9 protein-coding genes are annotated in these 11,603 nt (G+C 62.0%); all 9 read right to left on the reverse strand.

The annotated features are described in order from the left end of the window. Positions 1 to 387 precede the first annotated feature (387 nt). Positions 388 to 3,168: an ATP-binding protein gene (locus tag MRS74_RS21090; RefSeq protein ID WP_254582260.1), complete on the reverse strand. Its 2,781-nt coding sequence runs from the start codon at positions 3,166 to 3,168 to the stop codon at positions 388 to 390. 90 nt (positions 3,169 to 3,258) lie between these two features. Continuing rightward, the gene (locus MRS74_RS21095) at positions 3,259 to 3,459 is read right to left on the reverse strand and encodes a hypothetical protein (protein ID WP_254582261.1); all 201 of its coding nucleotides are present in this window, start codon (positions 3,457 to 3,459) and stop codon (positions 3,259 to 3,261) included. Continuing rightward, positions 3,456 to 5,495 (reverse strand): 3'-5' exonuclease, encoded by a 2,040-nt coding sequence (locus MRS74_RS21100; protein ID WP_254582262.1) that lies wholly within the window; start codon positions 5,493 to 5,495, stop codon positions 3,456 to 3,458. Before MRS74_RS21100 ends, MRS74_RS21095 begins: the two co-directional genes overlap by 4 nt. A gap of 1 nt (position 5,496) precedes the next feature. Further along, positions 5,497 to 5,868 (reverse strand): response regulator transcription factor, encoded by a 372-nt coding sequence (locus tag MRS74_RS21105; protein ID WP_254582263.1) that lies wholly within the window; start codon positions 5,866 to 5,868, stop codon positions 5,497 to 5,499. A 618-nt stretch (positions 5,869 to 6,486) separates the two neighbouring features. Continuing rightward, a complete protein-coding gene (locus MRS74_RS21110) occupies positions 6,487 to 7,188 on the reverse strand; it encodes an ABC transporter ATP-binding protein (protein WP_254582264.1) in 702 nt (233 codons plus the stop codon). Position 7,189: 1 nt separating this feature from the next. Continuing rightward, positions 7,190 to 7,957, reverse strand: a complete 768-nt coding sequence (gene livG, locus MRS74_RS21115; protein ID WP_254582265.1) for a high-affinity branched-chain amino acid ABC transporter ATP-binding protein LivG — start codon at positions 7,955 to 7,957, stop codon at positions 7,190 to 7,192. Next, the gene (locus tag MRS74_RS21120; RefSeq protein ID WP_254582285.1) at positions 7,954 to 9,207 is read right to left on the reverse strand and encodes a high-affinity branched-chain amino acid ABC transporter permease LivM; all 1,254 of its coding nucleotides are present in this window, start codon (positions 9,205 to 9,207) and stop codon (positions 7,954 to 7,956) included. Before MRS74_RS21120 ends, livG begins: the two co-directional genes overlap by 4 nt. Further along, a complete protein-coding gene (gene livH / locus MRS74_RS21125) occupies positions 9,207 to 10,133 on the reverse strand; it encodes a high-affinity branched-chain amino acid ABC transporter permease LivH (RefSeq protein WP_254582266.1) in 927 nt (308 codons plus the stop codon). Before livH ends, MRS74_RS21120 begins: the two co-directional genes overlap by 1 nt. A gap of 130 nt (positions 10,134 to 10,263) precedes the next feature. Further along, entirely contained in the window at positions 10,264 to 11,385 is a 1,122-nt protein-coding gene (locus MRS74_RS21130; protein WP_254582267.1) for a high-affinity branched-chain amino acid ABC transporter substrate-binding protein, read from the reverse strand. Between the last annotated feature and the right edge of the window lie 218 nt (positions 11,386 to 11,603).

Consider the following 11,603-nt stretch of genomic DNA (forward strand, 5'->3'; position numbering starts at 1 on the left):
GCTTCGCAGCGGGGCGCAGCTCCTACGAGCACCAAGGCAGCTGCAGGTCGCCCGCCTGTCGGCTTTTTAAATTTTGCACCTTGCACCTTGCCGCGGCTCCCAACAAGCCCACCGCTGCGCGCTGGTTGTCGGAATTCGCTGCGCTCATTGCCAATCTACCAAAGCCACTTTGGGGCCAGGGACACCGTAGGAGGCGCGTCCCGCGACGAATGCTTGGTGTCCCGGAGAACCTTGTCCCTGCCGCTGCTCCCAACAAGCCCATCGCTGCGCGCTGGTTGTCGGAATTCGCTGCGCTCATTGCCAACCGACCAAAGCATCCATTGCCCCGCACCGACTGAAACCCAGTGACTGAGAGGCTGCTAGAGCGGTTTAAGGCGGGGCCTGCATTTAAGTCGCGGTAAGCCACTTGTTGTCGTTATTCTCCTCCGGCGCCCGGGGCAGCTCGATCACGAATCGGGCGCCACCGAGTGTGCTGCCCGGCTCTATCCACAGTCGCCCGCCCAGGTGGGCGATAATGCCACGGCTGATAGGCAGTCCCAGCCCCGTGCCACGGGGGCGGCCGCTGGCATCCTGGCTATTGTGTTCCAGCTGGTGAAATTTCTCGAATACCCGCTCGCGTTCCGACTCGACAATACCCTCGCCGTTATCCTCCACCGACAGGCGCCAGTGATGCTTGAATGGCTCCAGGCAGAGCCGCGCCTGGCCCGCCTCAGGGGCGGCGAACTTGCTGGCGTTATCCAGCAGGTTGATGATGACCTGCTGCAGCCGGTCGGGATCGGCTATGACAGCTGCGCTGTCCTCGGGCAGCTCCAGTTCCAGCTTCAGACCGCGCTCGCTGCACAGGTGGCTGACGGCCTCGGCCGACTGGCGCGCCAGGCGGGTGAGATCCAGCCGCTGGGGTTTTAGCGTCATGCGGCCGGATTCGAGGCGTGCCAGATCGAGAATTTCCTCGATCAGGCGTGATAACCGCTCGCTTTCGCGCACCACTATGGATAGAAAATGACTGCGCTTGTCGCTGTCCATGTCCGGCGTATCGCGCAGGATTTCGGCGAAGGCCCGGATCGAGGTCAGGGGCGTGCGCAGTTCATGACTCACCATGGCGACGAACTCGTCTTTGAGCCTGTCCAGCTCGCGCAGTTGCTCGTTGGCGTGGCGCAGCTGTTCGCCAATGGCCACCAGTTCGCTGGATTTCTGCTCCAGCCGGCGATTGTACTCCAGTGCCTGGGATGTGGTGTCCAGCAGGCTGAGCACGGCTTCCAGGTCCAGTGCTTCGCCGCGCACCACCGAGTTGATCAAAATGCGCGCAGAAGCCCCCCCCAGGGCGCCTGCCAGGGCGTGTTCGGCCTGGCTGATCAGCTGTGGTGATGCCGGCGTGGGGTCGTGCGTCGGGGCGCTGGCCGACATATCTGCCGGGCCCGGTGCGCTTTGCAGCACACGCGCCGTTGCGCCGGCGCCCAGGTAGCGGTGCAGCAGTCGGCGCAGCTCGCCGCGGCTGGTCTGTCCCAGCCAGAGCGGGGTCTGAATCAGGCTGTCGTGCAGCGCGCCGGTAAAGAGTGCGGCCTGGGTCTGTTCCAGCCGGCTCTGGCGGCAGAACAGCGATACCAGTACCAGCAGGCCGATGTTCACCAGCAGACTCCAGAAAAGCCCGTGGCTGTAGATATCCCAGCCGTCGAGGCCGAACAGGGCATAGGGCTGCAGCCAGTGAATGCCCCAGGGGCCGTCGCTCAGCAGCCTGGCATCGAGCCAGCCGGACTGCGCAAAGCCCGGCAGCAGCAGGGTGTGCAGCCAGACGACAAAGCCCCCGACCATGCCGGCGGCGGCGCCCAGGCGTGCCGCACCGCGCCAGTAGAGCCCGATCAGCAGCGCAGGCGCGAACTGGGCCGCGGCGGTGAAGGACACCAGACCGATGGTCACCAGGCTGTAGGATTCGCCAATCAGGGCGTGGTAGAGGTAGCCCAGCAGCAGAATCAGCACTATGGCGATGCGCCTGATGCCCAGCAGAGCGCCGCTGAAATCCTGGTAGTTTTCGAGATGCTGACGGCGCAGGCGCAGCAGCAGCGGCATGATCAGGTGGTTGCTGACCATGGTCGAGAGCGCGATGGTCTCGACAATCATCATGCCGGTGGCGGCAGAAAGACCGCCGATAAAGGCCAGTGCCGGCAGCCAGCTTGAGCCGCCGACAAGCCCGACCGTGAGCACGTAACTGTCCGGGGTCTGGGCGCTGTCGCCCAGCAGGGTGCCGGCCAGGGCAATCGGCAGCACGAACAGATTGATGGCCAGCAGATAGAGCGGAAACAGCCAGCTGGCGCGCCTGATATGGCGCTCATCCACATTTTCCACCACCAGCACCTGGAACTGGCGCGGCAGCGTTAAAAAGGCCAGCGCTGCCAGCACCAGGGTGCTGACCCAGCCAATGCTGCCGCCTGGAACCGCATCCAGCCCGAAATTATCCGCCAGCCCCGGCACCTGGGCGGCGCGGCGCAGCATATCGCCGGGGCCGTCGAACAGCCAGAACACCACGCAGAAACCGACGACACAGAAGGCCAGCAGCTTGACCAGGGACTCGAAGGCAATGGCGGCCACCATGCCCTCGTGGCGCTCGCTGGCGTCCAGCTGGCGGGTGCCAAACAGGATAATGAACACCGACAGCACCAGCGCGACCCAGAGCGACTTGTCGGTCCAGAAGGGCGCTTCGGCCAGGTGCAGCACCGGCGAGGCGGGAAACTGCGTCAGCACCGCGTAGCTGTAGGTAATGGCTTTAAGCTGCAGGGCTATGTAGGGCATGATGCCGATCACGGCGATCAGCGTGACCAGGGCACCGAGCCAGCCGCTCTTGCCGTAGCGGGCGCTGATAAAGTCGGCAATGGAGGTAATGCGCTGGGCGCGGGCAATGCGCACCATGCGCCGGATCAGCAGCCAGCCCAGCAGCATCACCAGGGTCGGCCCCAGATAGATGGTGAGAAAGGCCGGCCCGTAGTGGGCGGCGCGCCCGACACTGCCGTAGAAGGTCCAGGCGCTGCAGTACACGGCGATCGACAGCGTATACACCAGCGGTGAACCTATCACCGAGCGCCCGGCCCCGGCGCGGCGGTCTGCCCAGGCGGCAATCACGAACAGCAGCCCCAGATAGCCAAAGGCCACGAACAGCAGTACCCATTCGAAATTCATGGGCGGGCTCCGCTGCTGCTGTCGATGCCGTTGCGTGCCAGGTGCTGGAGTGCGCTGCCAGTGCGCCAGCCGATCAAAAGCGGCGCCTGTTTAATCGTCATCGTCGAGCTCCAGCGTCAGGGCCGCGAGCAGGATAATGAACGCCCAGGCTCCGAACAGATACAGCGCCAGCCACGACAGGCCGTTATCGCCGGAGTGATCAAACAGCCCCAGCAGTGGTGGCGTAAACAGCAGTGCGGCCAGCAGTGTGATGGCAATCAGGCGCGGTCGCAGGGGAGACGGGGGCATCATGGAGCCGGGCGCCGGTATTGGCCGCTGGCCTGGAACTGCAGCGCCTGTTCAAGGTTGTGCACGCCGCGCGCCTGCAAGCGTGGCAGCAGCTGCAACAGCAACTCGGCGGTTACCCGGGCATCACCCAGTGCCGAGTGGCGCGTACCGGGGGCAAAACTGAGCTGAAAGCGCTCGGCCAGGGCATCCAGACTGTGGCCCTCCATGGTCGGGTCCAGGGCGCGGGACAACAGCAGCGTATCCAGCACCGGCATCTCAAAGCTGACACCGGCGGTCTGTGCATGCTGGTTGATGGCCAGCAGATCGAAGGCCGCATTATGGGCCACCAGAACGGCGTGGCCGACGAAGTCGCGAAACTGCGGCAGCACCACGGCGGCGGGCGGCGCATCGGCCACGTCGCCGTCGCTGAGGCCGTGGATCCGTGTGCTCTGCGGCGGTATCGGGCGGCCTGGGTTGATGAGCTGATCGTAGGCCTCCTGCGCCAGCAGCCGGCCATTGATAATGCGACAGGCGCCTATGCTCACCAGGGTATCGCCCTGGCGCAGTTCCAGCCCGGTGGTTTCGGTATCGAACACCACTATTTCCAGTTGCCCCAGCGCCCGGGCGCCCAGCTCTGCGTCCGGCGCCGGCAGGTCGGCAATGCTGAAATCGTGAAATTCAGGCCGCGTCTGGCGCGCATCCGGCGGTGCTCCGACCCGCTCCAGTGCGGGCAGTGGCAACCGCAGCCGGGCGTGCAGGCCATCCTCGTCGGCCAGGGACCAGCAGTCGCTGTCGTGGCGGCGCAGTACATCCAGCAGGCTGGGAAAGGCGCCGGCATTGGTCAGCGGCTGTTGCAGCCAGTGTGCGATACGACCCTGATCGATCGGCTCTCCGGGCCAGATGAGATCCAGATAGACACGCTGATTGCCCAGGCGCAGCTCGGCCTCGAAGCGGCGTTCGCCGGTGGCCTCATGCAGCTGATTCAACAGGCGACAGAGCAGTTCAAGCAGTGCGGGCCCATCAGCCCTTAGCCAGGCGGGAATGCCGATGGCCAGGAGTTCAAGCTGCTGGCGCTGCAGGCGCTCGCTCAGCGCGCTCCAAAGGTCGTTGGACCAGGTATCCTGCAGCAGGCCCGGATCCTGTTGCAGGCTGTCGAAGTGCCGGGCCAGTTGGTCTACCAGTGTGCCCAGGGCCTGGCTTTCCTCGTGCACAATGGCTTCGAGCCGGTTTTGAAGGTCGGGGGCGGCCTGGCCACTGGCCAGCACTTCGCTGCTACTCACAAGGCTGGCGCTGCGCCGTCGCAGATCTGGCAGCAGACGCGCCAGCGGGGCATACCAGCGCTGATCCGCCGCCTGCAGCGCGGTGCTGTCCTGCAGTGTGATCAGTGCCTCACCCTGGTTGGCGGCGACGCGGCGCAGATCGCAGCGCAGCCAGTGTTCCCCCCAGGGCAGCAGCAGCTGACGCACGCGGCCGTCGCGGGGCAGGTCCTGCAGGGCATCCTGCAGGCCGGGCAGTGGCAGCAGCTCGGACAGGCGGCGGCCAAGGCCCAGGGCGGGTGTGTTGGCAAAGAGTTGCTCCGCCGCCGGGTTAAACAGCAGCAGGCGCTGGTGCTGATCGCACAATAGCAGCGGGGTGTGCAGCACCTGCAGTACGGCTTCCAGTTCGTGGCGTATCTGCTGGGCCTTGCCGGCCCCCCTCTCAGCGGCGCTGTGTAGCGCCAGACGGTCTTCGCGCCAGCCGTCGCGCAGGCGCTTGAAGTCCGCTGTCAGCGGGCGCAGCCAGCCTTCGGGGGCAAAGTCATGGGTGGCATCCGGATTCGCGGCTAGCCGGGCCAGCTGTACCTGCAGATGGCGCAGTGGCGCCAGCAGACGGTGCTGCAGTGCCGCGCCTAGCAGCAATATCAGTGTCCCTGGCAGCAGTGCCAGCAGCCAGAGCCCGGCGCGTAGAATCCCCGCCGGTTGCAGCGTGCTGTCGAGCCAGACGCCTAGAAAGATACCGCTGAACAGGGCGCCGCCACTGAGCAGAAGCCAGCGACCCAGAAGGGACTGGAATGAAGGCACTTCAATCGCCGTCCGTCAGCAGCGCCTGAACCTTTTCCACCAGCAGTCGGGTTGAAAAGGGCTTGGTGACATAGTCGTCGGCACCCAGTGCCAGGCCTTTTTCCCGCTCCACTTCACGGCCGTGGGCGGTCAGCATGATAATCGGCAGGCGGGCATGCTCGGGCTGGGCTCGCAACCGTTCGAGCACTTCGAAGCCGCTGAGCCCCGGCAGGCTGATATCCAGCAGAATCAGGTCGGGCCTTTGCTCGGCAACCCGCTGCAGCGCCGTTTCACCGTCATTCGCGGTGATTACCTCAAAGCCGGCCTGCTGCATCAGAAATTCCAGCGACAGTACTATGTTGGGTTCGTCATCGACCACCAGAACAAGGGTCATAAGCGCCTCCTGTTTGCGCAGCCAACAGCCTGCAGGACCTGAATTGGGTTCAGGACTGGCAAGGACCGGCAGGCTTTAAAACCGCTGTATGAGTCTAGCAGCCTGCCGGACTTACCACTGATCTACTGCGGAAAATCCGATTCTCTCCGCTAAAGAAGAGTCATTTTTCGAGCTCTTTTTTACTCGTCGCAGGCTCCTCGGTCTGCGACCCCGCTAAAGCGGTTCTTTCCACTTCGTTTCAAGTGTTAAATAGAACCACTATTTGCCTCAAAAGAGCTCAAAAACTAACTCAAATCGGTCTTTCCCTCGCTACGATCGGCCAAGCCCGCCAGGCTGCTTAGCAGCCCGGCGGATTTCACATTGATTTGCGGCGGATATTCGTTAATAGCGGGTAAATAAGCGCAGCCGTCTCCCCTTTGGCTGAAGTGGTTCGGTTTGAATGTAGGTTGATTGGATGGACCTAACCCAAGAATGCATCATCGGTTGATGGGTTTCGCTTCGCTGCACCGCATCCAACCCGGTGAAAGTGGCTCGGTAGGGGCGGTAGATCAGACATGAAAAAGGGCGCTGCCGGTGGCAGCGCCCTTTTTATGGCGGCAATTGCTTTCCTCTGGTGGATCAGCCGCCCAGATAGGCCTTGCGCACGTTTTCGTCGTCGAGCAGATCAGCGCCGCTGCCGCTGAGAACAACGCGGCCATTCTCCAGCACATAGCCACGGTCGGCGATTTTAAGCGCCTGGTTGGCATTCTGTTCCACCAGAAAGATGGTCACGCCATCATCACGCAGCTTCTGGATGATCTGGAAGATCTGCTGAATGATGATGGGCGCAAGGCCGAGCGAAGGCTCGTCGAGCAGTATCATGCGCGGCTTGCTCATCATGGCGCGGCCAATGGCCAGCATCTGCTGCTCGCCGCCGGACATGGTGCCGGCGCGCTGGGCAAAACGCTCGCGCAGGCGCGGGAAAAGCAGCAGCACCTCTTCCAGGGTTTCCTCGTACTCGGCCTTGGTGCGGAAGTAGGCGCCCATGTGCAGGTTTTCCTGCACCGTGAGACGGGAAAAAACCCGCCGCCCCTCAGGCACTATGGCCAGGCCCTGACGCATGATCTGTGCGGTGGGCAGGCCGCTGATGGGTTTGCCATCGAACAGAATCTCGCCGCTGGTGGCCTGGGGATCGCCACAGATGGTCATCATCAGGGTGGTTTTGCCGGCACCGTTGGCGCCGATCAGGGTGACGATTTCGCCCGGTTTGACCTCGACGGAGACATCATGCAGCGCCTGTATGGGCCCGTAGTGGGTGTTTACATTGTTGATTTGCAGCATGTCATTCCTCTCCGAGGTACGCCTTGATGACGTCGGGATTTTGCTTGATCTCATCCGGCGTGCCATCGGCCAGGGGGGTGCCCTGGGCAATAACGTAGATATGATCGGAGATTCCCATCACCAGGCTCATGTCATGCTCGATCAGTAACACCGAGATTTCGTGCTCGTCGCGCAGGCGCACGATCAGTTCATCCAGCTGCTTGGTTTCGTTGGGGTTGAGTCCGGCCGCCGGTTCGTCGAGCAGCAGCAGTTCGGGCTGGGTCACCATGCAGCGGGCAATTTCCAGCCGCCGCTGCTGGCCGTAGGACAGGTTGCCGGCTTCGCGGTTGGCGAAGGCCAGCATGTCGACCTGCTCCAGCCAGAAGGCGGCGCGATCCATCGCTTCCTGCTCCAGACGGCGGTACGAGGCGTTCTTGAACAGCCCGGCCACAATATTGGTGTTGAGGTGGCGGTGCTGGGCCACCAGCATGTTCTCGATCACCGTCATGGTGGAAAACAGCCGCACATGCTGAAAGGTGCGCACCAGTCCCTTGCGGGAGATGCGAAAATCCTTCAGCCCGGCGATCTGTTCACCCTTGAACAGCACGCTGCCGTCCGAGGGTGGATAGAACCCGGACAGGCAGTTGAACACCGTGGTCTTGCCGGCGCCGTTGGGGCCGATAACGGATACGATCTGACGGTTCCTGACCGCCAGATTGACGCTGTTCACCGCCACCAGACCGCCAAAGCGCATGGTCAGGCTGTTTACGTCCAGCAGTAACTGACTCATCGCTTCAACTCCATGTGCGGACGCTTGCTCGGCAGCAGACCCTGGGGACGCCAGCGCATCATCAGCACCATCAGCAGTCCGAACAGCAGCATGCGGTATTCCGAGAACTCGCGGGCGAACTCCGGCAGGATGGTCATGACGATCGCCGCCAGGATAACGCCGAACTGCGAGCCCATGCCGCCGAGGACGACGATCGCCAGAATGATCGCCGATTCGATGAAGACGAAGGATTCGGGGCTGATAAAGCCCTGACGCGCGGCAAAAAAGCAGCCGGCGAAGCCGGCGGTGGAGGCGCCGAAGGTGAAAGCCGAGAGCTTGATCACGGTGCGGTTCAGCCCCAACGAGCGGCAGGCGATCTCGTCCTCGCGCAGCGCTTCCCAGGCACGGCCGATCGGCATGCGCATGAGCCGGTTGATGACGAAAAGCACCCAGATCACCAGCAGCACGGCAATCAGGTAGAGGAAGATCACCTTGTAGCTGCTGGAATAGTCGATGCCCATGAATTCATGGAAGGTGGTAGCGCCATCGCTGGCACGGCGGTTGAACTCCAGCCCGAACAGGGTGGGTTTGTCGATGCCGGAAATACCGTTGGGGCCGCCGGTCAGTCCGGTCCAGTTGTTCAGCAGGATACGGATGATTTCACCGAATCCCAGCGTCACTATGGCCAGGTAGTCGCCGCGCAGGCGCAGTACCGGAAACCCGAGCACGAAGCCGAAGGTGGCCGCCAGCAACGCCGAGATCGGCAGGCAGACCCAGAACGACAGGCCGAAGTAGCTCGACAGCAGCGCATAGGTATAGGCACCAATGGCATAAAAGGCCACATAGCCCAGATCCAGCAGGCCGGCGAGGCCGACGACTATGTTGAGACCCAGGCCCAGCATGACGTAGATCAGCGTCAGGGTGGCCAGATCGACGGCCCCGCGGGACACCATGAAGGGCCAGACGATCAGGCCGACAATGACGGCGGCGATCAGCCAGGGCTTGAGTCGCGCCTGCACGGACACGGCGGGCAGCAGTTTGCCGAGGTTGGGGCGGGGAATGCCAGCGCTGGCGGCGCTGATCTGGTCACGGAACAGCTGGGACAGAAAGACGATTGCGATGCCGCCGAATATCCAGGTCCACTGGGCGGCGGTGGCGCCGACGACACGCAGCTCGGTGCCTTCGGAGGTGAGTTTAACGCCCACCATCAGGCAGGTGAGGATCAGGGTAATGCCGGCGGCGAAAAAGGCAGTGTAGAAGTTCTGTCGCATCATACTTTCTCCACTTCCGGTTTGCCCAGCAGGCCGCTGGGACGGAACAGCAGAATCAGTATAAGCAGGCCGAACGACACTACGTCCTTGTATTCAGACGGGAAATAGGCCGAGGTCAGGGCTTCGGTAACACCCAGAATCAGGCCGCCGAGCATGGCGCCGGGAATGGACCCAATACCGCCGAGCACCGCTGCCGTGAAGGCCTTGAGGCCGGCGATAAAGCCGACAAAGGGATTCACCACACCGTAATAAAGGCCCAGCAACAGGCCAGCCACGGCGGCCAGGGCGGCGCCTATGACAAAGGTCATGGCGATGGTGCGGTTGGTATCGATGCCCAGCAGGTTGGTCATGCCCTGATCTTCAGAGCAGGCGCGACAGGCGCGACCCATGCGTGAGCGGGATATGAACAGGGTCAGCGCGGTCATGCAGACGACGGTGACAACCCAGATCAGTAGCTGCATATAGGACAGCGAAACCTCGAACAGCTGCGGATCACCGAAAGTCCAGCTGCCGCTGATCTGCGGTGCCAGGGCAACATCACGGGAACCCTGGGCCAGAACCACGTAGTTCTGCAGAAAAATCGACATGCCGATGGCGGAAATCAGCGGGATAAGCCGGTTGGAACCGCGCAGCGGGCGATAGGCCACGCGCTCGACGGCCCAGCCGTAGGTGCTGGCCGTGAAGACCGCAATAACAAGGGCGATTACCAGAATAACCGGGAGCGCGACCATCCCCATGCCGAGCAGGCCGGCGATGACGATGAAGGAGATATAGGAGCCGATCATGTAAATCTCGCCGTGGGCGAAATTGATCATGCCGATGATGCCATAGACCATTGTGTAGCCGATGGCGATCAGGGCATAGGTGGACCCGATCGTCAGCCCGTTTATGAGCTGTTGCAGGAAATAGAGCGATGCTTCAGACATAGGAAAAACCAGGTCAAAGGATGCCCTGGGCGCAGGCCAGTGGATCGACCGGCGCCCGGCCCCGGATCGCGGGGCTGGGCATCGGGGCAGCGAAGGGCGCGGGGCCCTGCTGCCTGATTATTGTAGTTATTTACTGGGCCGCAGGTGTCTTCGAGCCATCTTTGTGCAGGCTGTAAACCAGGAAGGTGGACTCGGTCAGGTCCCCTTTCTCGTCGTAGGTCACCTTGCCGATAGAGGTATCGAATTCGTTCTTGCGGATATAGTCGGCCAGCTTGGCAGGGTCGGTATCACCGACAGCCTTGATGGCGTCGCTCATAACCTGAACGGCGGCGTAGGCGGTAAAGACGAAGGGGCCTGAGGGATCTTCGCCTTTGGCCGTAATGGCTTCAACGCGGGCTTTGTTTTCCGGGTTCTGATCGAAGCTCTTGGGCGCTGTTGCCAGCACGCCTTCGGTGGCATCGCCGGCAATCTTGGCCAGGTCGGCGTTGACGATCCCTTCAGGCCCCATGAACTGGGCGTTGAAGCTCTTCTCTGCAGACTGGCGCAGAATCAGGCCCAGTTCCGGATGGTAGCCGCCGTAATAGACGAAATCGACGTTCTCTTTTTTCAGCTTGGCGATCAGCGCCGAGAAGTCCTTGTCGCCCGGTGTCACACCTTCAAACATCACCGCTGAAATGCCCTTGGCTTCCAGACCGTCTTTCACTGTCTGCGCCAGGCCTTCGCCGTACTGCTGCTTGTCGTGAATAATGGCCAGGGTTTTGGGCTTCACTGTGTTGGCAATGTAGTCCGCCGCCATGCTGCCCTGCAGGCTGTCCAGACCGATGGTGCGGAAGATCAGCTGGTGACCTTTCTCGGTGATGGACGGGGAGGTGGAGGCGGCGGTAATCATCAACACGCCTTCTTCCTCGTAGACATCAGCCGCAGGCTCAGTGGAGCTGGAGCACAGGTGACCGACCACATGGGTGATGCCGTCGTTGACGATCTTGTTGGCGACGGCCACGGCCTGTTTCGGGTCGCAGGCGTCGTCATAGATAACGCCTTCAAGCTGCATGCCATTCACGCCGCCCGCCTTGTTGATATCGTCTATCGCTGCCATTACGCCGATTTTCTGCATGTCGCCGTACTGGGCAACCGGGCCTGTTGACGGGCCTGCCAGCGCGATTTTGATGGTTTCAGCCTGGACGGCAGCCGCTGAGCCGAGAATGGCCAATGCGGTGCCAATACTGAGGAGTGTTTTAGAAAACTGTTTCATTGCAGAGATTCCCCTTCGATTATTTTGCGTCTGGCCAGGGCCAGGTAATTCTTGTTATCGCTCGCCGCCTACGTTTACTTTGTCTGCGGCACAAAATCAATTGTAGACCGCGCTAATTGTACAGATGATCGATATTGTCAGGATATGTGGTGCCGATTGTTATTGAGCCAATGCAGGCAATCGCTGATGCTTCGACTCACTGCGGGCTAGAATGCAAT

The sequence above is a fragment of the Marinobacterium sedimentorum genome, from assembly GCF_024267675.1.
GTDB lineage: Bacteria > Pseudomonadota > Gammaproteobacteria > Pseudomonadales > Balneatricaceae > Marinobacterium_A > Marinobacterium_A sedimentorum.

Coding starts and splice junctions, on each gene's coding strand:
- MRS74_RS21110 (WP_254582264.1), bottom strand. CDS start 7,188: ATGCTGCAAATCAACAATGTAAACACCCACTACGGGCCCATACAGGCG.
- MRS74_RS21105 (WP_254582263.1), bottom strand. CDS start 5,868: ATGACCCTTGTTCTGGTGGTCGATGACGAACCCAACATAGTACTGTCG.
- livH (WP_254582266.1), bottom strand. CDS start 10,133: ATGTCTGAAGCATCGCTCTATTTCCTGCAACAGCTCATAAACGGGCTG.
- MRS74_RS21090 (WP_254582260.1), bottom strand. CDS start 3,168: ATGAATTTCGAATGGGTACTGCTGTTCGTGGCCTTTGGCTATCTGGGG.
- MRS74_RS21095 (WP_254582261.1), bottom strand. CDS start 3,459: ATGATGCCCCCGTCTCCCCTGCGACCGCGCCTGATTGCCATCACACTG.
- MRS74_RS21120 (WP_254582285.1), bottom strand. CDS start 9,207: ATGCGACAGAACTTCTACACTGCCTTTTTCGCCGCCGGCATTACCCTG.
- MRS74_RS21130 (WP_254582267.1), bottom strand. CDS start 11,385: ATGAAACAGTTTTCTAAAACACTCCTCAGTATTGGCACCGCATTGGCC.
- livG (WP_254582265.1), bottom strand. CDS start 7,957: ATGAGTCAGTTACTGCTGGACGTAAACAGCCTGACCATGCGCTTTGGC.